This is a genomic window from Vibrio sp. M60_M70, assembly GCF_037162085.1.
Lineage (GTDB): Bacteria > Pseudomonadota > Gammaproteobacteria > Enterobacterales > Vibrionaceae > Vibrio > Vibrio diabolicus.
The window spans coordinates 1,732,829-1,752,431 of sequence record NZ_JARLUL010000001.1; the positions used below are offsets into that span (position 1 = coordinate 1,732,829).

At 43.4% G+C, this 19,603-nt stretch carries 26 protein-coding genes and 1 pseudogene; 11 read left to right on the forward strand and 16 right to left on the reverse strand.

Annotated elements, in window-relative coordinates; genetic code table 11:
- Positions 1 to 37: 37 nt before the first annotated feature.
- The gene (locus tag P4S59_RS07985) at positions 38 to 1,678 is read right to left on the reverse strand and encodes a Lon protease family protein (RefSeq protein ID WP_337168207.1); all 1,641 of its coding nucleotides are present in this window, start codon (positions 1,676 to 1,678) and stop codon (positions 38 to 40) included.
- A gap of 210 nt (positions 1,679 to 1,888) precedes the next feature.
- Here P4S59_RS07985 and matP point away from each other — a divergent pair, with 210 nt between their 5' ends.
- The 5 genes and pseudogenes from matP (at position 1,889) to P4S59_RS08010 (ending at position 3,806) form a co-directional block, all read left to right on the forward strand.
- Complete coding sequence (gene matP, locus P4S59_RS07990) at positions 1,889 to 2,338, forward strand: macrodomain Ter protein MatP (protein WP_005396497.1); 450 nt, start codon at positions 1,889 to 1,891, stop codon at positions 2,336 to 2,338.
- 15 nt (positions 2,339 to 2,353) lie between these two features.
- A complete protein-coding gene (locus P4S59_RS07995) occupies positions 2,354 to 2,665 on the forward strand; it encodes a DUF3634 family protein (RefSeq protein ID WP_005396496.1) in 312 nt (103 codons plus the stop codon).
- A 114-nt stretch (positions 2,666 to 2,779) separates the two neighbouring features.
- Positions 2,780 to 3,103, forward strand: a complete 324-nt coding sequence (locus P4S59_RS08000) for a hypothetical protein (protein ID WP_031780560.1) — start codon at positions 2,780 to 2,782, stop codon at positions 3,101 to 3,103.
- Positions 3,104 to 3,241: 138 nt separating this feature from the next.
- Positions 3,242 to 3,463, forward strand: a pseudogene (locus P4S59_RS08005) (DUF3693 domain-containing protein); the annotation flags it as partial.
- On the forward strand, positions 3,441 to 3,806 hold the full coding sequence (locus P4S59_RS08010; protein ID WP_337168208.1) for a regulator: 366 nt from the start codon (positions 3,441 to 3,443) through the stop codon (positions 3,804 to 3,806). The pseudogene P4S59_RS08005 and the gene P4S59_RS08010, both read left to right, overlap by 23 nt.
- Positions 3,807 to 3,816: 10 nt before the next feature.
- Here the strand turns inward: P4S59_RS08010 and P4S59_RS08015 are convergent, their stop codons facing one another.
- The 12 genes from P4S59_RS08015 to P4S59_RS08070 all read right to left on the reverse strand — a co-directional run bounded on the left by P4S59_RS08015 (position 3,817) and on the right by P4S59_RS08070 (position 11,514).
- Positions 3,817 to 4,317: a hypothetical protein gene (locus P4S59_RS08015; RefSeq protein ID WP_337168209.1), complete on the reverse strand. Its 501-nt coding sequence runs from the start codon at positions 4,315 to 4,317 to the stop codon at positions 3,817 to 3,819.
- A gap of 3 nt (positions 4,318 to 4,320) precedes the next feature.
- The gene (locus P4S59_RS08020) at positions 4,321 to 4,752 is read right to left on the reverse strand and encodes a helix-turn-helix transcriptional regulator (RefSeq protein ID WP_337168210.1); all 432 of its coding nucleotides are present in this window, start codon (positions 4,750 to 4,752) and stop codon (positions 4,321 to 4,323) included.
- On the reverse strand, positions 4,742 to 5,152 hold the full coding sequence (locus tag P4S59_RS08025) for a hypothetical protein (RefSeq protein WP_258674087.1): 411 nt from the start codon (positions 5,150 to 5,152) through the stop codon (positions 4,742 to 4,744). The genes P4S59_RS08020 and P4S59_RS08025 overlap by 11 nt, the downstream gene beginning before the upstream one ends.
- A 618-nt stretch (positions 5,153 to 5,770) precedes the next feature.
- The gene (locus P4S59_RS08030) at positions 5,771 to 5,914 is read right to left on the reverse strand and encodes a hypothetical protein (protein ID WP_005494995.1); all 144 of its coding nucleotides are present in this window, start codon (positions 5,912 to 5,914) and stop codon (positions 5,771 to 5,773) included.
- Positions 5,914 to 7,299, reverse strand: a complete 1,386-nt coding sequence (locus tag P4S59_RS08035) for a zonular occludens toxin domain-containing protein (RefSeq protein WP_337168211.1) — start codon at positions 7,297 to 7,299, stop codon at positions 5,914 to 5,916. Before P4S59_RS08035 ends, P4S59_RS08030 begins: the two co-directional genes overlap by 1 nt.
- A 4-nt stretch (positions 7,300 to 7,303) precedes the next feature.
- On the reverse strand, positions 7,304 to 7,648 hold the full coding sequence (locus P4S59_RS08040) for a DUF2523 family protein (RefSeq protein ID WP_005477634.1): 345 nt from the start codon (positions 7,646 to 7,648) through the stop codon (positions 7,304 to 7,306).
- 1 nt (position 7,649) lies between these two features.
- Positions 7,650 to 9,050 carry a hypothetical protein gene (locus P4S59_RS08045; protein ID WP_337168212.1) on the reverse strand — a complete coding sequence of 467 codons (1,401 nt, stop codon included), beginning with the start codon at positions 9,048 to 9,050 and terminating at the stop codon, positions 7,650 to 7,652.
- 265 nt (positions 9,051 to 9,315) lie between these two features.
- Positions 9,316 to 9,561, reverse strand: a complete 246-nt coding sequence (locus P4S59_RS08050) for a hypothetical protein (protein WP_005477614.1) — start codon at positions 9,559 to 9,561, stop codon at positions 9,316 to 9,318.
- A gap of 5 nt (positions 9,562 to 9,566) precedes the next feature.
- A complete protein-coding gene (locus P4S59_RS08055) occupies positions 9,567 to 9,797 on the reverse strand; it encodes a hypothetical protein (RefSeq protein WP_005477619.1) in 231 nt (76 codons plus the stop codon).
- Between the two features lie 3 nt (positions 9,798 to 9,800).
- Positions 9,801 to 10,160 (reverse strand): DUF1293 family protein, encoded by a 360-nt coding sequence (locus tag P4S59_RS08060; RefSeq protein ID WP_005477647.1) that lies wholly within the window; start codon positions 10,158 to 10,160, stop codon positions 9,801 to 9,803.
- A 3-nt stretch (positions 10,161 to 10,163) separates the two neighbouring features.
- Positions 10,164 to 11,312: a replication initiation factor domain-containing protein gene (locus tag P4S59_RS08065; protein WP_229601808.1), complete on the reverse strand. Its 1,149-nt coding sequence runs from the start codon at positions 11,310 to 11,312 to the stop codon at positions 10,164 to 10,166.
- A complete protein-coding gene (locus P4S59_RS08070) occupies positions 11,296 to 11,514 on the reverse strand; it encodes a hypothetical protein (protein WP_046875305.1) in 219 nt (72 codons plus the stop codon). Before P4S59_RS08070 ends, P4S59_RS08065 begins: the two co-directional genes overlap by 17 nt.
- 126 nt (positions 11,515 to 11,640) lie before the next feature.
- Between P4S59_RS08070 and P4S59_RS08075 the strand changes: the two genes are divergently transcribed.
- Complete coding sequence (locus tag P4S59_RS08075) at positions 11,641 to 12,009, forward strand: DUF3693 domain-containing protein (protein WP_046875304.1); 369 nt, start codon at positions 11,641 to 11,643, stop codon at positions 12,007 to 12,009.
- Between the two features lie 174 nt (positions 12,010 to 12,183).
- Here the strand turns inward: P4S59_RS08075 and P4S59_RS08080 are convergent, their stop codons facing one another.
- The 3 genes from P4S59_RS08080 to P4S59_RS08090 all read right to left on the reverse strand — a co-directional run bounded on the left by P4S59_RS08080 (position 12,184) and on the right by P4S59_RS08090 (position 15,546).
- Positions 12,184 to 13,905 carry an ATP-binding protein gene (locus tag P4S59_RS08080; protein WP_048626397.1) on the reverse strand — a complete coding sequence of 574 codons (1,722 nt, stop codon included), beginning with the start codon at positions 13,903 to 13,905 and terminating at the stop codon, positions 12,184 to 12,186.
- Positions 13,895 to 15,076: an FIST signal transduction protein gene (locus P4S59_RS08085; protein WP_337168213.1), complete on the reverse strand. Its 1,182-nt coding sequence runs from the start codon at positions 15,074 to 15,076 to the stop codon at positions 13,895 to 13,897. The genes P4S59_RS08080 and P4S59_RS08085 overlap by 11 nt, the downstream gene beginning before the upstream one ends.
- Positions 15,077 to 15,189: 113 nt before the next feature.
- A complete protein-coding gene (locus P4S59_RS08090) occupies positions 15,190 to 15,546 on the reverse strand; it encodes a hypothetical protein (RefSeq protein ID WP_041852960.1) in 357 nt (118 codons plus the stop codon).
- A 256-nt stretch (positions 15,547 to 15,802) separates the two neighbouring features.
- On the opposite strand from P4S59_RS08090, the gene ccoN reads away from it, so the two are divergent.
- The 5 genes from ccoN to P4S59_RS08115 all read left to right on the forward strand — a co-directional run bounded on the left by ccoN (position 15,803) and on the right by P4S59_RS08115 (position 19,602).
- Positions 15,803 to 17,230 (forward strand): cytochrome-c oxidase, cbb3-type subunit I, encoded by a 1,428-nt coding sequence (ccoN, locus tag P4S59_RS08095; protein ID WP_005396488.1) that lies wholly within the window; start codon positions 15,803 to 15,805, stop codon positions 17,228 to 17,230.
- Positions 17,231 to 17,242: 12 nt separating this feature from the next.
- Complete coding sequence (gene ccoO / locus P4S59_RS08100) at positions 17,243 to 17,863, forward strand: cytochrome-c oxidase, cbb3-type subunit II (RefSeq protein ID WP_005377475.1); 621 nt, start codon at positions 17,243 to 17,245, stop codon at positions 17,861 to 17,863.
- 9 nt (positions 17,864 to 17,872) lie between these two features.
- Positions 17,873 to 18,046 (forward strand): cbb3-type cytochrome oxidase subunit 3, encoded by a 174-nt coding sequence (locus tag P4S59_RS08105; protein WP_005396487.1) that lies wholly within the window; start codon positions 17,873 to 17,875, stop codon positions 18,044 to 18,046.
- Positions 18,046 to 19,020 carry a cytochrome-c oxidase, cbb3-type subunit III gene (ccoP, locus tag P4S59_RS08110; protein WP_005377487.1) on the forward strand — a complete coding sequence of 325 codons (975 nt, stop codon included), beginning with the start codon at positions 18,046 to 18,048 and terminating at the stop codon, positions 19,018 to 19,020. Before P4S59_RS08105 ends, ccoP begins: the two co-directional genes overlap by 1 nt.
- Before the next feature lie 105 nt (positions 19,021 to 19,125).
- Positions 19,126 to 19,602, forward strand: coding sequence for a FixH family protein (locus tag P4S59_RS08115; protein WP_337168214.1), 477 nt, complete (start codon positions 19,126 to 19,128; stop codon positions 19,600 to 19,602).
- Position 19,603 lies beyond the last annotated feature (1 nt).

Here is a 19,603-nt window from a genome sequence, read left to right on the forward strand (position 1 = left end):
TAGTGAACACGTGTACGCTAAACAACTCCGATCAGTACTAGACAAACCAGTTTTTGATGCGCTGCACAATTCCTTCTGGATGCTCATGTCTTTCAAAGTTTTCAATACGTTCCGCTATTTTGCCAATAATGCTCTCGTCTTCGCCTCTAAAAGGTTTATTCATAACAATCGGAATAGCTTCATCTACCGTAGAGACGGACCAAATATGGAACTCACCATTTTTAATGCTTTCTATTACATCTTTATGTAATGCAAGGTGTTTAAGGTTTGATTTCGGCATGACAACGCCTTGATTTCCCGTAAAACCCTGATGTTTACAAACCTGATAAAAACCTTCAATTTTCTCGTTCAAGCCACCGACTGCTTGCACTCGACCAAACTGATCGACGGCTCCTGTAACCGCAACTTGTTGATTAATTGGAGATTCAGATAACGCACTCACCAAACAACAAAGTTCTGCGAGAGATGCGCTGTCACCGTCAACTTCACTATAAGACTGTTCAAATACAATCGAGGCAGAGTAAGGCAGAGGTTCATCCAGTTTTAGAGCAGAGCTTAAGAAAGCTTGCATAATCATCATGCCTTTCGCATGTAGATTGCCGCCAAGTTCAGCTTTGCGCTCAACATCGGAAACATCGCCATCACCAAAGTGAATTACACACGATATTCTAGCAGGCTCACCATAGCTGACAGGGTGTCCAGCCATATCGATGACGGTTAGGCCATTGATTTGACCAACTTGCTTCCCAGTAGTCTCAATGATGACTTGGCCATCTAAAATATCGTACACGGCACGCTGAGGAAGATAGGATTCGCGGTAATACTTGTCGTCAATCGCTTTATCTAATGACTCGTAATCTAATGTTTGGCCATCACTGAACTGGCTGGCAAGTGTTAGAAGTTGAGAATGCCACATTACACCTAACGGCAAATAATGTTGATCTTCAGTAAATCTCATACCAGCTAGCAATAGTCTTCTAAAGCCACATTCCGTTAAGTGAGGCAGCTGATATTGAGAACATATCCAGTTCACCAAACCAAAGTAATCTGTCAAATTCTGCTCTGACAAATGAATATCTTCTTCAACTTCGGTATACATGGCAAAGCCTGAACAAAAGTCCTCGTCGATATATTCTAGCTCTGCTAACTGACTTCTTTCCCCAGTTACAATCAGTTTTACATCATAAGCTTTAGATGGCGGTACTGAAGTAGGTAAGCGAGTAGGGCTTAGGTTCAGTGGTTCGATAAGGTTTTGTTGAATTGCAGACTTTATATTCGGCCAAAGTCCCGGGTTAGCCAGAATGAGATTAGCAGGTACAATCAAATAACCGTCGTCAGCTTGTGAAATCAAGCCTGGTTGGAAGGCAATATCACCACTTACATCAACACTGTAACGGTCAAATAAACGTTTGGCATCAAGTGATTCCGACAAAACAATCGCAGCGTTAGAATGACTCTGAAGAGCTTTACTGATGAAATCTCTATAGACAGAATTATCGACGCAGTTAATGAGTAGCACGCGTGTCAATCCCGACATTTTGGAAAAGCGAGATATCGTTGCCGACATCCTCGGTTGAAGATCAGTAAAAGACTTCTTTGGTAACGAAGGTGCAGACTTTAAAAGTGCTTCGTACTGCTCAAGTGAAGGTGTTACGTCTTGCCAATTAAGTTGGTTCATTAAAATTCATCGTAATTCAATCTTGCCGACATTATAACGAAATGGACTATAACACCCTAGCACCAATTTGGTTCGCTCACGGCATTCAACACTCAATGAACAATACTTAGACAAATGAGTGATCAACATCGATACTTCTAAGAGTTTTATTTGCCCAAGTAAATTATCTGGGTTACGCTGTCACTAGGTTATGTTTATGGGTCGGAATAAATGAAATATCAGCAGCTTGAGAATCTAGAGTGTGGGTGGAAATGGAAGTATCTCATCAAGAAATGGAAAGATGGTGAAGCGATTACCCGACATATTGATACAAGTGAAGCAGATGCCGCGGTTGCAGAGCTAAAACGCCTTGAACATGAGCCTACACTTGTCTTGGCTTGGATAGAAAACCACATGTCAGAAGAGTTAGACAATAAACTCAAGCAGGCTATCCGAGCGAAACGGAAACGCCACTTTAATGCAGAGCAAGTCCATACAAAGAAAAAATCCATTGATTTAGATTACCGAGTTTGGGAAAAGCTTTCTAGTAGAGCAAACGAGCTCGGTTGTACATTATCTGACGCAATTGAATATCTACTTTCTGAAGCATCGAGAAGTGAGAAAGCGAGTCAAAAAGTTACCTCAATCAAAGAGGATTTGAGTAAATTGCTATCTAGCTAGGATAGGGAGTGCCAAATGTTATATGTAATCTTAATTGCTGCCATCGTGATCTTTTGGTTGATCGCAGTTGATAGACCAGTGCTAAAAGTAAAGTTTGATAACGGCCATATCAGTAACGTAAAAGGGCATCTACCACCTTCTTTCAAACATAACTTACAAGATATTAGTGAACATAATCCGTTTAGTGGTGAAATGAAGGTATATAGCCAACGAACCGGCATGCGCTTGAGCTTCTCCAAGGACGTTCCCAAAAAAATCCAACAGCGGATTCGCAACGTTTTTCCGCATCAAGGTTTCAAAGCGAGCAAAGGCAAGAAGCGAGCTTAATTACATATCAGTTACTTAATCGTGTTAAATGGGACGCAATATAGCGTCCCATTTTCGTATCTATAGAAAAATTATTTATCATTGATTAATCAATAAGATAAACGGGCTTAAATTATGCGATACGTTGTAACTTTAATGTTCTTACTCTTCGTAAGCACTCCAGCTTTGTCTGACGACTCGGAAACGAACCCATTGGCTAAAAAGATTAAAACTAAGATTCAAAGGAAAGCGGACAATAAATTTGATGGCTACCAAGGTTATTGCGATGTCATGATAGAGATGGAACACAAAGGTAAAAAAGCAGTAATAAAAAGAGTAACCAGTAGTGGTGACAAAAAAGTTTGTCGGTATGTGAAATCCAACTTGAGGAAAGGAAAACGCTATCGTTATAAATATCCAGAAAAGTATATTCGGCTTCATATAGCCACAGGTTCGTGATTGCAATGTTGATTAGAAGCATTGGGCAGCAAGAGCGCAAAGCTTTCAGACTCGATGAACTAGATGAAAATGAAGTGGCTCTCGTGTAATTGGTTGGGAATGCAGGCTAGGTGAGATAAACCAATCAACTCTCAATGGATAAAAGCAATATGGGAAGGAATTGCAAAAAAGTATAACGGACTTGGATTATCAAGCATTTCAATGGTTTGTGCCGGATTGGCTTTAGTGATTGCAAGTCCACAGGAACCACTACTGCAGTGCGCATTATATCTGCTTATGTTGAATGCGATTGCATATGCTAGTCCTATAAAATGTCTCTCTTTTGAGGGACTATTCAATGAAGTATCACGAAATGACTAAAAACTATATTTTTCGTGAATTTGAATGTGGTTTATCCGTCGAACAAGCTGCTGAACTTTGTTTAAAAACTGTGAGAACGGTCAAAGAATGGGATAAGGGGAAAACCATTCCTCCTGAGTGTAAACGACTGATGAGAATGACAAAGGGAAGGGAGCTAAGCCCATCAGAGCAATGGGAACATTTTAAAATGCACTATGACAAGCTTGAGCTTCCAACAGGGCAGCTAGTAACGGCTCAGCAGGTTTTGACAGGAATAGCTTTGTTAGAGATTGGGGCATTAACTGATTTAGAAGCTGCGGGTCAAGTGCTGAAATATGCAAGAGCACTTAGAGACATGATGTAAAAAAGGCTCCTTACGGAGCCTCTTTGTCTAGTTTGATCCTAACAGGTGGTATTGTAATAGGATGAATATTGAGTCGAGCACAAGATGATTGAATGAACTCTCTCCAGTAAGGCCAGACATGGTAAGAGACGTGTTGTTTTGCAAACGCTCTCAGTTGATCCTGAGTCAACTGCACAGCTGACTTATAGTCAGCCGAAAAAGTCGCCTTAAATTCAATATAGGGAATTACATCTTCATTCTCAATTTCTTGCTTTTTCAGCGCTTTCCTATCTTCGTTTGAAATAAATCTAATACCACTAGAAAATATAAAGCGAATAAATTGCATATCTGGCTCATTGTCATCCTCAAGAGTTTGGATTCTAGTTACACCATTATATGCTTGGCCGTTTAATCCGAAATCTTCAGGTAAGAGTTCCGGATCAAAATCATCATATGTTGAGACAAGCATATCTCTTAGGGTTACAGTTTCTATAACTAAAGAGGAAACAGCAGCCTTTAAGTCTTCAGTCATAGCCTAAGCGACCTCTACATCACAATAGTTTTGCCATGACAAAACTTCTGGTTGAAACAAGTTATCAACAACATGAATTTTCTTAATATGTTGTGATGCGCTTGGTCTTTCAATGATGAACTCAAAGTAATTGTTTTCATCTTCTTCTACTTTATCTTCAACGGGTAGATTTACTTCGGGCTTGAACCCTAAAGCAAAGCATATATCTGAGAATGACCCTAAGGTCATGTTTCTAGACCCACTTAGAACCTGAGAAACATAAGATTTAGATTTACCTAGTCTTCGAGATAGTTCTGTTTTACTGATCCCTTTATCTTCCATGATTACTAGCAAATCTTCGGTTACGTTGTAAACGAGCTCATCTCTTGCGAATGCACGCTCTTCTGCATCGCTGTAATGGGTGTCCTTTGAATAAAACATGCTTCTAGCATTCATCACCATGCACCTCAACTCTTGTCCAATTGTTATGGACTATTTGTGTATCTTTATCGCGTAATTTTTGAAAGTCTTTACTTATATAATGACTAATATAGTACGTACTCGGCCTATTACTGGATTGCCAACAGTAACCACGGATAGGGATTTTTTTAAGCGCATAAAATTTTTTTCCTCCGCTAGCATTTGGTAACGCAGCCTCTGCAGCAAAGTTTTGTGAAGACATCCTTTCTCCACGTGCTAAACGCTCAATTTGCAAAATAAGTTGACGAGTCAATGACCTTCGTTTTCCAGATTGGACCTTGGTCAACGATTGTTCATAAGTTTTGATCGCCCCTTTACAATGCACGACTCTATTTTTCGTGCCAATGTATTCAGAAGTTAGTAGTGATTTTGACACGGAACCTTCCAGCGTTAAGTTTACATATATGTAAACTCTCAATGATTATATGATAGTCAAACAGATTTACAAGAGAGTGTTTGTAATATTTACGTCAGTGCTCACAACTTGAATCTATAAGTGCATTGACCTTATTTTTCAGGATTATAACAAACACATCTCATATATAAAGTTCTCTATGTACTAAAGCTGATCTAGTTCTAATTGGATGTTTCTGATTTTGGACAGCGCACATGTCTAGTAAGGAGGAGGAATTTACCCCCGTAATACAGATTCGGGGGTTTGACCTCCCGCCGCACGTCGCGCAATCGTCCTAGCCCGTCCTCACTTGCTCCGCGCGTCCGTCGGAGAGAACCCAGAAAAGAAGAATAAGCATTGCTCGACACTCGCAAAGCTTTGACGTTGTGAGTATGCAGCGTTCCAGTAGGTTAACGCGCCTTTGGCGTGGATAGTCTCTGCAAGGCTGGTCTAGCAGGAAGGAGGGCGGCAGCATCCAAGTGGCTTTGGGCTGCTAACCGCGCCGATTAAGTGATGAGGCTAGGTTTTGCTAAGGTGGGCGGCTTGGTGCCTCGTCGTCGCTCCGCAACTCCTTATCCCTGCGGGGCTGGCACTGTGCCTTTAATTGAAGTAGTCGACCAGTTTGCCTAGGAGGTATCTGGCAAGGTCATACACGATCACCACAATGACTGCATTCACTATCGAGAGATGATCAAACAGCTCGATGATTTCAACCAGCTGCCCATGCGTTACGTATTCATTCATCAGGTTTCGTCTCCACTAAACAAACCGCCAACAGGTTTGAGTTCAATATCTTGCTCTTGCCGTTGCGCATATTGCTCATACGGCGAACACGTGACATAGAAATTGGATGCGCCGCGAGACAGCTGAACGAGGCAATCGTCCAGATATTCCATCTTGACGCCCAACTTATTTAGGAATCCGTCATCGAGGTAAGTCACACCGCGCGGTGTGACAACCTCAAAATGCACGTTGACGTGTATCGAGGTGGCTTTGTGCCAACGTTCCACCGCAGAGACATAGATACTCTCTGAATTCGCCAGTGGGAACCAAGCAGGAACAGTGCCTACGTCATGATAAGACTCATTCCCGCAACCAGCACCCGTACAGCCAGAACCACTAGAATCCATGACAGAACCAGGCGAACCACTTTGACCAGGACGTGCTTGACCTTGCGAAGTCGAAACGCCACCTTGCTGCGAAGTTTGATGAAGCTGCGTTCCTTCCGCAGTTGTCGTCTCAGAATCAGAAACCATACCAATAAGCGCATAAACTAAGTACCCAAATGAAAGCACGACCAGTGCCATAGCTGCTAAGAATTTCGGGTTAAGAAAGATGTTCTTTCCAAGCCCCGACTTGGTGATTTGCCCCGTGACAGTCGAGGCGTAGAGTAGGTGGACATCAAGCGGCACCTTGAGGTTATAAACCACATCGTCTTTGCTTGGTTTGGTGACCGTTCGAGTTGGGTCATGCTCCAAGATGCGTGGTTTACGGTTGGAAAAGAAGATCCCATCTTTCCCCTTATGTTGCTTGGCCAACTCCGCGACACCTTTTAACTCTTTCGGGATTTGAGCAAAGTCAGGCGTGAGCAACACAATGTCCCAGTTGTAGTGCCGGTGCTCCATAAAGGCGTTGTTAAAGTTCTCTGGATAGATGATGCGTCCTTGCTCATCAAAGCGTGTGCGTTGGCAATCGTCTATCTCGCCATTGTCCAAACTGGATGTATCAATCGTTAGCCAACGAGAGTGAAACAGCTCAGAGAATCCTTCCGGTAAGTGAGGCTCAAAGTCAGTGAAAGGGCGCTTGTGTATGTTCGCCATTTTGAAACCTGCATTGACCGAGAAGATTTGCTGACACTCATCAATGAGGATGAACGCCCCAATGGGTGCCCAACAGAAGAAGTATTTCCAAAGTTCGAAGCCTTCAGGGTTGCGAGAGCTAATGCGAATGAGCCGAGCCGTATCAGGAAACTTTTCACCAAGGCGTTGTTCAATCACTTCAAGTGGCTGCATGCCATGAATGTTCGTAATGCAAATTCGACCTTCACGCAGTGCAGGCAGTAAGTCAAACCACACGGCGCAAGCCGATTTGTAAGAGCCACCGTGACCGTATCGAAATGAAGTAGCCATTCAATCACCAGTTAAAAAAACGCATAACTAAAGACGTAGCGAACGCATCAAAGATGACACGTAGCCCAGAGGTGACGCCGTATTCGGTCAAGATATAACGGACGTCAGAGGGAAGCGCATTAAAGCGGTCTTCGACAAGCGTATAGACGCCATATTCTTCGAGCAGCAGCTGCGCAATCTTGAGTGCGATTTGTATCGAGGCAATCTTGATATCGAGCCATACCGAGATAAGCCACATCGCGCCGTATTCAAACGCGTTCTTTATCCATTCAATCGCCACATCAAAGAAGTCGAGAAAGGTTTGCCCAATGTTGGCAATAAACTCTAATGCTGAGTAGATGTATTCCATGTTATTTACTCCGATTACCAAACAGAACCCAAAGGGCGATTAAGGCACAAATGAACAGCACGACAGGGCGCACATAACCCGATACCGCATCAAAACGCTGTAGTCCTGATTCAACGGTTGCGCCTTTGATATTGAAAGACTTGTCGCTTAATGTGCCGTTGTTGAAGTTGGTGCCGATAGTGATTAAGCCTTTGATGTCGTCCACATAGCCTTGGATGGATTCGGCTTTTTCATCTATCGTGGTTTGCAGGTTGGCAAAGTCTTCTGCTGTGAAGATTTCGCCAGTGATAGCGGTGCCCGTAGGTGTACCAAACTCTGAGCCAGTCAGTAGACCCTCAATCGCATTTAAGCTGCTATCGAGTTCGCCCACGGAATCACCAAGCCCTTTTAAATCGTCACGAATACCAATAGTGGCGTTGGTATTGTTGTTCACCGCCGTAGTGATATCGCCGTTGGCCTGTTGGATGAGTGCCTTGGTGTTGTTATAAATCTTGTTGTCATTGATTTGCTGCTCTTGAATGGCTTGGGTGTTATCGACCAAAGAGCCTTTCACACCAATGACCGCATTGGTGATGTCAGCGTGTGACTGGTTGATATCGACGTTAAGATCATGAATGCCTTTGTTCACATCCACGTTAAGCCCTTTAATGGCAGAAAGGACTGCCGTGTCTGTCGATTCATCCGTGTCAGGGTCTTCTACATCCGGTTTATCATCAACGACACCGGGATTAACCGTGTTGGTTGAATCATCGGGTAGGACACTTGGGTCTTCAATCTCGCCTGTTGGGTCATCAGGGTCATGGGTTGGGTCTTCCGGTTCATCGGGTGGAATGATGGGTTCATCTGGCCCATTCACGCCCCAGAAAAGTGTGCCACCTTCACACTGACGTCCAGTGTAAGCAAAGCGCAGAGAGCATTGAGAGTCGGGCGTGTACTGTCCATCAGGAACGCCAGTACAAATAATGGTGGATTCGTTTTTGGTCATTTCGCATCGAGTGGCACCGTAGTCACCGTAACACGCGCCCGTCACCAGTTCGCCGTAGACCGCAGGGTGCCAATGCAATTTCACCGTATCGCCAATGGACTGTTTGAACTGGCAAGCGTCCATACAGGTGCCATCGGGATTCGCCCCATAGTCACATTTAGGCTCGCAGGCTATCGTTGAGCTATTAAATCGCTCGCCAGATGGACATCTCGCTTTCTCATATATAACGTAGGTCTCGTAGTAGCCTTTATTGTTATAACAATTTGAAGCATATCGGTTGTAACCTAAATCAGTATCGTAAAGCACAACAGAACAATCACGCACACCACCGTAAAGGTTTTCACCGTAATTCTCATACAAGCATGCATGGACAGAAGAGGGATTATTCCAAGCTCTTTTCTCATAGCATCCCATCATTCCCGAACTTGCATACATTTCTAAAGCACTAGAGTGACAGGCTAAAAATAAGAGAGAAAAAAATAAGGTAACGAAAAGTGAGACTAATATTCATCGCAACAAACCAATAAAAAAGGGAGCCGAAGCCCCCTTTATCTATTGATTAGTGAGTATTGATGCCACTCACAAAGCCGTGGAGGAATGCCCCCGCAAAGGCAACACCTAGAACGATAGCGAGAACATCTCCAAGTAAATTACCCGATAAAGGAGGCATAGAGGTGAGCCGTTAGCGACGTAAGAAGCCAACAACCATGGTCACACCAAAGCCCAGTGCAGCCATACCAATCAGACCCGCCACAACCAGTGATACGTTAGCTTGACCACCGGATACCGCAGAGTTGATTGCGCCCGTGATATCGACTTCAGCGAACGCCGGAGAGACAGACGCGGCCATCAGTGCAGCGCCAGCTGCGGTCTTTTTGTTTACTACTGCGTGTTTTACGTTAGTTACAACAAGTTCTAGTTTTTTCATAAGATTTACCTTTTACTCATAAGGCGAACAACACGACCCACCCAGTGACCAACGACCATGTTGATCAAGAGCACGCCACTGACATACAGGAACAAGTCACCGTTGAATAGGACTGGTTCCTTATATTCTTGGTAGTCCACCGCCGAAATCAGCACGTATTCTTGGCAATCCGCAACAGGCGTTTTTGTTGCTTTCAAATTGCCATACTGGTTAACGACGGTGACGCATACAGACATTTTTTAGCCTTGAACGGGTTTCATTGAAGCCTCGAAGTGCTTCTTAATTTCTTGGTCGACTGGAATAAGCTCAGTCACGATAGCGCCTGCCAATGGGTCTTCTGGGTTAATCTCCAAGCGCAATTGGTATTCACGGCGAGGAACGAGAGCACCAGTGCGCTCAAGAAGTAGGGCATATTCATGGTCAATCATCAAAGGCTGATCCCATTGGGGATTCACATCACCGGATTCACCGATAGTGCGGCGTTTGAATTTCTCTGAGTTGATTTCACGTAGAGGACGCGACACGTTCAGTTGAGCACTGTCGCCACGTGCTGAGTTCCAAGTGATATCCATGCCAAGTACAAAAACGGATTTAGCCATTTGTTAAGTCTCCAATATGTGAGTCACCAACTTGCCGTAGGTATCGGGGAAGGTGAATTTCGTTCCATCACGGACAAGGGAACCGACGACGGTTTCAATGTCGCCCTCATGGAACTCGATAAGTGAATTAAGGATTTTCCCGTACTGACGACGCATCCAATGCGCAGAGGCCAACAGGTCTAACGCCGCGCGTTTGGTCGGGACAGGTTTGGTATTGAATTTCTTTGCAGTAGAAATTGACGCAGCAAAATCATTGAGCGCGGCATACGCGCCAGCTGGATTCAGCAACACATCAACATTCCATTTTTTAAGCTCGACTTCAGAGCGATACCAGACAAGACCCGTGTTTGCGAGTTTCTGCTCAAGAGCCTTGTTGTAGATACGCCAGTAAATGCGCGAGGTACGCGAACCAATCGAGTATTGCTCTTTGGTGTAAATCGGTTTGCCATCTTTGCCGATACTGGCAATGGTCATATCTTCATGAAGCACAGGACCACGACCACGTTCAGCGGTGCGGAAACAGTCGTCACGCCACGCCTTGTAAGCGTATTCGCAATCAAAAATGCCGTCGTAATCGTCATAGGCCAAGTCAACACGCGCCAGAGTTTGCACACCAAGGACATTGGTCAGCCAGTCATGTAGCGACCACGCAGGACGACGGGCAAATACATGCTTGCATCCCGTTCCGTTGATTTGGAAGTGCACCGTGTCATTGTTACCGCCGATACCAACGAAGCCGCAGAAGTCCTCACCATCTGGCGAAGTCAGTTTCATGGATTCGGTGTAGAACTGGAAACCCAAACCGCGAGGTGCTGACAGCGACAAACCAAGCACTTGGTTGGTGAAGATACGCAAGCAATCTTCCAAGTAGTTGCGGTAACAGATATCAAAGGCTTTGTTGTACGCTTCAATTTCTTCAGACGTCTTAGCGACCGTCGGATTAAACACAGGTGGAGCAGGGAACTTAGGTGCACGACAGTGACGTTGTAACAGTCCAGATTTGGCAAAGCCTTTGTATTCCTCATGCTTGTGCAATCGACGAACCGCATCATGACAATGACGTAAGTCTTTCACAGCAAACGTAAAACACAGGTAATCAATATGAACGCTTTGCTCATCGAAACTTTTAAGGATGTTAGTTGCGGTAGTCATCGAACACCCCCAAATTGATACGTTGTTCAACAGTCGTGTTGGTGATGGATACCAACTCATAAGAAGTGAACTGAGAGGAAGCCCAAGACTCAAGATGAGACATGGATTTAAGCAAATCCCATTCGTCGCAACCTTTGACCAACACAGACACTGTGTAGTCAGGTAGCAAGTCGTAATAGATGATTTGAGCTTGAGATTCCATTAAAACCAATCCAGTTTTGAAGTTAGTAACCAAATTTGGTTATTAGCGTAATCACCAAAATTGGTTAGCGCAAGACACCAAAAATGGTGATTGATAAGCTAAACTGACGGAAACGGAGGAAGCGGTATGTATCAGAACAAACTATTAGATGCCTACAAAAAGGCTCAAAGTTACGTACAAGACAAACAAATTGCAGCGGATATGAATGTACCGCCGCAGAGAATCAGTGATTTCCGCAAAGGAAAGCGTTATATGACTGATACACAAGCAATTTTTCTTGCAGAGCAATCAGGTTTAGACCCTGAGATTGCATTGTTGGGTTGTCACGCTGATCGCAATGATAATCCGCAGATAAAAGCAGTATGGGAAGGAATTGCAAAAAAGTTTAATGGGCTTGGATTGTCAGGAATCTCAATGGCTTGCACTGGATTAGCCTTAGTGATTTCAAGTCCACAGGAACCACTATTACAGTGCGCATTATATGTGTTATGTTAAATTAGGGGCACTCGTACGCCAAATGTTGCCAATGAGCACTCCTATTCCCCTGTGGATTTGAAATTTAAGGTCTCCATCATAACCATTAAACATAATGGCTTTTTACCATAAAATACTTAATATAGATCTTAATAATCTATCGATTGTTAAGATCTATATTAATGCTTTTTCTACTTACAGAAATGGCTGTATAGCTTCAAAGATATCTTGTCTTCGAACTGGTTTGGAAATGAATCCATCCATACCTGCGTCAAGGCATTTATCTCTATCACTTTCTAGCGCATGAGCGGTTAATGCGATGATTGGAGTCTTGAAGCCTTTATCTCGGAGAAGCCTTGTTGCAGTAATCCCATCCATCACTGGCATCGAGACATCCATAAGAATCAGGTCGATTAAATCCTCATTTTCCTCTAAGAACGTTAATGCTTCTGCTCCATGACTTGCGATATGAACATTATGACCAAGCTTATTTAAAATAAGCTTTATTACAAACTGATTCGACTCGGTATCTTCGACTACGAGAAGATCCATCGCTTTTATTGGTTGGTTGTTTTCTATTTTAACTGGACGATTTTGATTGCACCGAGTTAAAACGGGAATCTTAATAGTAAATGTTGAGCCGACATGCTCGTCACTTTTAACGATAATCTTGCCGCGCATCATTTCAACTAAATGCTTGGTTATTGCTAGCCCTAGTCCTGTACCACCAAAGCGTCTCGTGATGGAACGATCACCTTGATGAAATGCCGTAAATAGATGTTCTTGCTTGGCTTTAGATATACCAATTCCGGTGTCTGATATTGAAATTACAAGCTCGGAGTCTTGCTCAGATACTGAAACTTTTACTTCTCCTTCATCAGTAAACTTTATTGCATTCCCAATAAGATTAAACAGGATTTGAGATAATCGCGTAGAGTCAATCCAAAACTGTTTGTCGGTAGTTACCATGCAATTGAGTTTAAATTGAAGGCTCTTCTTCTTAGCTATTTGTTTTTGTTGAGAAATAACAAAAGTGACAGTGTCTCTTAAATTAACCCACTGCTCATTGAGTTGAAAGCGACCTGATTCAATTTTTGAGAGGTCAAGGATGTCGCTGATAATCGCGAGAAGCAACTCCGCTGAGCATTCCATTTGGCTCAGGGCATCGATTTGCTCTTCTGATAAGGTGGATTGTTTCAGAATATCGAGCATTCCAAGGACGGAATTTAGAGGGGTTCTAATTTCATGACTCATCATCGCTAAGAATTCTGACTTTGAGCGATTTGCAAGCTCTGCTTCTTCTCTTGCTTTAGCAAGCTGAGTTGTCCGCACTTCAACAATACGCTGTAACTTCTCTTTGGTCTCAATATCGATGACAGCCCTCTCAATTAAAGGCCGAAAGCGTCTTAAGGTTTCCTTATTTTCTATGCTAAAGTGCCCTTTCTTAGCACCAATAAGTAAGATGACCGTTTGTGTTACTTCTGAACGTATGCCCGTTAGGACTACCGAGTTTACATGGCTTTTTATAAAACTGTTCAGGTTAATAAACTCCGCAAGCCTATCTGGTTCGAACAGCAGAATACATTCGCCATTCAGCGCTCTCTCAGATGCGTTACCGTGTAACCAAGATATGTTATCAAATACACTATTTGTCGATATCAACGTTTTGAAGGGGTACCTCTCATCATCACGAGTTAGAACGATAAAATCATCAAAGTTGATGTACTTCTTAAGGACATTATTTAATCCCGTAAATATCTCGTGCCGGTTTTTTGCTTCACTCATCGCGGATATCGCTGAAAGAATAGCTTTATTCTCATCGGCGAGCAGTCGTTCTCTTTGCCTAGCCTGTTTTAGTTCGACTAACGCTTCTTGCAGCGCTTCCTGTTGGTATATGTCTAAGTATTTATCTTTCATAAGGTTTATGGAATATCGCTGATGAAATCATCAGGTTTCCATGTCCATTCTCACCACCAATAAATCTACCTTGCTCACCAAAAGTAAAAGGGCAAATAAAAGGTAACTGTTCTAGTTCTTGGTTAATTTGTTCACAAACGCTATTCATGTCTTGCATTAAGTGCAACATAGGACCTGCGCAAAAGATGTTTATCACCCCAATTTTTCGAGATTCTTCTAATTTTTGATTAAAGGCTGCATTTACAACTTTAGCAGCGCGTGCAACGAGGTGTTCTCTGCTTCCTTTCATTAAAGTGAGTTCATCACCCTCTTCTATTCGTGTAAATAGCTCAATTCCTCCATCTCGCGTCTCACGAATTGGATGGGACAATTTGTAATATGGACGCTCATAGAGGTGGCCAGCGACACGCCCTAGTGGATAAGCGCTCGAGTTTGTAAATAGCAGGTTGTTTTTGCCTACTTGGTTATCTTGATGGTTTGTCCACTTTCTATAAACATTGAGGGCTGGTTCGTCATCAATTTCTAGTAAGCACCTATCGTTAGTTTTGGTTGCAACCCCTTTAATATTGGTTGGAGTGTGCCCAGCACTAAAAGCAATATCTACAGGTTGTGAGGAGTAAAACAATGTCAGACTTAAACCTGCAGTTTGAGATCCTTGGGCGGTAATAACAGACCATTTTCCCGCGATATGATTATCAGCGGCTGAACCACCAATAATTGGGATCAGCGTACCAAACCTTTCATCTATAGATGCAATGATTGATTCCTCTTGCCCTGGAGTTGCATGAAGCAGTATTAAGTTTGGCACTTCTCCTACACGGTTAGCGTTCTCAAGAGCCATATCTAAGGCTCTAGTTACACTGTCACCTGAGTCATAGTTAGACATACCAGTTCCATAAGCATGAGGGCCTGAATCATAAATTGCGAGCGCCGCAATCACTGGGCCCGTATGAAACCCCCGGTCTGTCATTACTGCTTGGCATGAACTAGCTCCATGAAAAGGCACTCCAGGAAAATGTTCAAGAAAAGCTTCTCGAATTAACTCGAAGTCGTACTCTTCCGTGTAGTAGCACATCACGTAAGACAAGTTCTGTTGTGTCAGTTCGGACCTAAGCGTTTCTATCGCTGAGTCTTCATCTTTAATATGAGTAAAAACTGATTGGCAATGCATACGATTTTATAATTGGGTATCACTCTGCTGTTATACCATTCCAACCAATTTTCTCTAGGTAAGAAGGTGAAAATTTCATTAAGAAGTTGCGATTATCTCGTGACAGATCGTATTTATAATTGAACTACAACAATGTTTTCGCCTTTTTTAAAGGTGATTTTTTTTGATTCAGGCATTGTGTCCCATTCTATTTTCTTATGCTCTCGATCGAGATTGATAAATTCGCCAGATTGATTTGGATCAATTTTTAGAGTGCTACTTTTTATCGTTTCGAGCGAAATTCCCGTTGAGTCACGATTAATTGTGATTATTTCACCTTCAATTGTTACATCGCATCGTTCTTTTTGTGAACAGTCAATGCTAGTAACGCTCTCGTGTGTAAAGGTACGCCAGAAAAATGCGCCTATTAACACACTGAGCATGATTAAGATTTGTGCAAGTCGCGCCTTTGTTAACTTTTGTGCAGGCATAATTACTAATATCCTTGTTACAAACTTCAAACTTTTTAAATAAAAAATGATTTCAGGGGGCCAGTAAGGTTACTACCCTGTCATTGAATTGTTAATTCAAGTATAGTGTCACGCTGAAAATGCCACTTTTTATTAAAGTCAGCAATGGAAATAAGGTGATGATAACACTTGAATTCTAGAGTTTACTTGGGTGGTGTTACGACGCAAGTCGTGTTGGAAGTAAAAGTGTAGTTAATTAGAAATTGGAAGCATGCAAATGAGCCAAGTAAAGCAGCTTGAACAAAACTACAACTATACAGTCGTTCGCCAATTTACCCTTGTGACCATTTTATGGGGCATAGTTGGTATGGCTGTTGGTGTTTTGATTGCCGCTCAATTAGTTTGGCCACAGCTAAACTTTGATACGCCGTGGTTGACGTACAGTCGCTTACGTCCACTGCATACTAATGCGGTAATTTTTGCGTTTGGTACAAGTGCTCTGTTCGCAACGTCTTATTATGTTGTACAGCGCACATGTCAAACACGTCTTTTTGGTGGCCCACTCGTTGCCTTCACCTTTTGGGGTTGGCAAGCAATCATCCTGGCAGCAGCCATTACTTTGCCTCTCGGTTTAACATCGGGTAAAGAGTATGCTGAGCTAGAATGGCCTATTGATATCGCAATTGCGCTAGTATGGGTATCATATGCGGTGGTGTTCTTCGGCACACTGGTGAAGCGAAACACGTCACATATTTATGTGGCAAACTGGTTCTTCGGTGCCTTTATTATCACAGTAGCAGTACTTCACATCGTGAACAGCATGGCTATTCCTGTGTCACTTGGTAAATCTTACTCGATTTACTCAGGTGCAGTGGATGCGATGGTTCAGTGGTGGTATGGACACAATGCGGTAGGTTTCCTACTCACCGCTGGTTTCCTAGGCATGATGTACTACTTCGTTCCTAAACAAGCTGAACGTCCTGTTTATTCTTACCGTCTATCTATCGTTCACTTCTGGGCGCTTATTTCTCTATATATTTGGGCAGGCCCTCACCACCTTCACTATACAGCGCTACCTGACTGGACTCAGTCTCTAGGTATGGTGATGTCGCTGGTTCTATTTGCTCCTTCTTGGGGTGGTATGATCAACGGTATTATGACGTTATCTGGTGCATGGCATAAGCTTCGTTATGACCCTATCCTACGTTTCCTAATCGTTTCTTTGTCATTCTACGGTATGTCTACCTTTGAAGGTCCAATGATGTCGATTAAGACAGTTAACGCACTTTCTCACTACACAGACTGGACCATTGGTCACGTTCACTCTGGTGCGTTAGGTTGGGTTGCGATGGTTTCTATCGGCTCTGTATATCACTTAGTACCTCGCCTATTTGGCCAAGAGCGTATGTACTCGGTCGGTCTAGTGAATGTGCATTTCTGGCTAGCGACAATCGGTACCGTTCTTTACATCGTTGCGATGTGGATCTCTGGTGTAATGCAAGGTCTGATGTGGCGCGCGGTTAACTCTGACGGTACGCTAACCTACAGCTTTGTTGAGTCTGTAGAAGCGTCTTACCCGTTCTACTTTGTACGTTTCCTAGGTGGATTTATCTTCCTATCTGGTATGTTCCTAATGGCATACAACACGTACAAAACGGTAAGTGCACCAAAAGAAAGCCTAAAAGCTATCCCACATCCGGCATAAGGAGATTTAAGAATGAGTAATAATTCTAATAATCGCCACGAAATCTTAGAACGTAATGTCGGTTTGTTGGCTATTTTTATCGTGTTTGCTATCAGCTGGGGTGCTCTTGTAGAGATCACTCCTCTGATTTTCCAAAAGCAAACGACTGAACCTGTAGAGAATCTACGTGCTTACACTCCTCTGGAGATGGAAGGTCGTGACATCTACATCCGTGAAGGTTGTAACGTTTGTCACAGCCAGATGGTTCGTCCTTTCCGCTCAGAGACTGAACGTTACGGTCACTACTCTGTTGCTGGTGAGAGTGTTTGGGAACACCCATTCCTTTGGGGCTCTAAGCGTACAGGTCCGGATTTAGCTCGTGTTGGTGGTCGTTATTCTGATGAATGGCACCGCGTTCACCTACTAGATCCTCGAGAGCTTGTGCCTGAGTCAAACATGCCAGGTTTCCCGTGGTTAGCTGAAAACGTTTTAGACGGTAAGCTAACTCAGAAGAAACTTGAGCTATTTCGTGATCAGTTCGGTGTTCCATACACTGATGAAGAGATCGCGAATTCGGCTAAAGAAGTAGAAGGTAAAACAGAGATGGATGCAATCATCGCTTACCTTCAGTCTCTTGGTCATGCAATGAAGTAAGGGGATCATATGGATTTCGGTACAATTCATAGTATTTATACCGTTGTACTCTTCGCTAGTTTTATCGGCATCGTATGGTGGGCATTTAGTAAAAAGCGTAAAGCACGCTTTGAAGAAGATGCCAACTTGGTGTTTGCTGACGAAGAACAAACGACCCCAAATAACCAAGGAGTGAAGAAGTAATGACTACATTCTGGAGTCTCTGGATTATCGTGATTACTGTCGGTACGCTGGTAGGCTGTGCGATTCTCCTAACTTGGTGCGCTAAAGATAAAATGGGCGTCGAGGAAGGGGAAGACATGGGCCACGAGTACGATGGTATTCGCGAGCTAAACAACCCTCTACCAAAGTGGTGGACTTATCTGTTTGTAAGCACATTTGTGTTCGCAGCAGTTTACCTTGCCCTATTCCCAGGTCTAGGTAGCTTCAAGGGCTTTTTAAACTGGCAGAGTTCGGCTCAAACCGTTCGCTCACTAGAAGAGTCAAAAGAAGCCATCGCTGCAGCACAAGAGAACAAGCAACTAAACCAATATGCAAAAGAACTGGATGATGCCGACGCTTACTTCGGCGAAGCATTCCGTAAACTCGCGCACAATGATAGTGGTTTGCGCCCAATACCTGAAATTGCGCAAGATCCTGAAGCATTGAAAGTTGGCCAACGTTTGTTTTTGCAAAACTGTTCTCAATGTCACGGTTCTGATGCTCGTGGTCAGAAAGGTTTTCCTAACCTAACTGATGATGCATGGCTATACGGCGGTGAACCAGCTGCAATCGTAACAACCATCATGCATGGCCGTATTGGTCAAATGCCAGCATGGAAAGATGCGCTTGGTGAGCAAGGTGTGCAAGAAGTTGTAAGCTACACACTTAGCCTATCTGGTCGTAAAGTGAATGCTCGTGAAGCAGCGGCAGGTAAAGCACGTTTCGTCGTGTGTGCAGCTTGTCACGGTACTGATGGTAAGGGTAACCCTGCAGTCGGTGCACCTGATCTTACAGACCAAGATTGGCTATTTGGCGACTCTCGTGCAGCTGTAACCGAAACCGTAATGAACGGCCGCTCAGGTGTAATGCCCGCGTGGAAAGACATTTTGGGTGAAGATAAAGTTCAGCTCGTTGCCTCTTATGTCTGGAGCTTAAGTAACTCAGAGAGTAAGTAACTGAGATATTAAGTAACATAGCAATAACAGCCCCTTTCATAGGGGCTGTCTTTCCTTTAAATTTAACGCCTTACATTTTTTCATTTAGCTGTTGAGAACTTTTTTATGGTAAAGCCTTGGTATAAACAATTTTGGCCGTGGTTCCTAATCATCCTTCCTCTTACTGTCGTAGTCTGGACTGTGATTACTGTGGTCGTTTTCTCGAACAACTCTGTTTCTTTAGTCGCCGAGGATTACTATAAAAAAGGCAAAGGCATTAACATCGACATTAGTAAAATGAATGTCGCTCGTGACCTAGATCTTAACGCTGAGATTTCCTCTAAAAATAACAATGTTGTGATTGTTTTCGCTAAAGGGAAGCTATCTCATTACCCTGCTCTAACGGCCACTTTCACTCATCGTACTCTTCCTGACCGTGACTTTACAAAGCTCGTTACGGCGGATGCATCTGGTAATTACCGCCTAACGGCAGAAGAATCTATTCAAGGTCCTTGGTTTGTCGAACTACAACCACATGACCAACAATGGATGATCCAAGGTAAAGTTGAATTTCCTGCCTCGTCAACACCGTTAATGAAGTAAG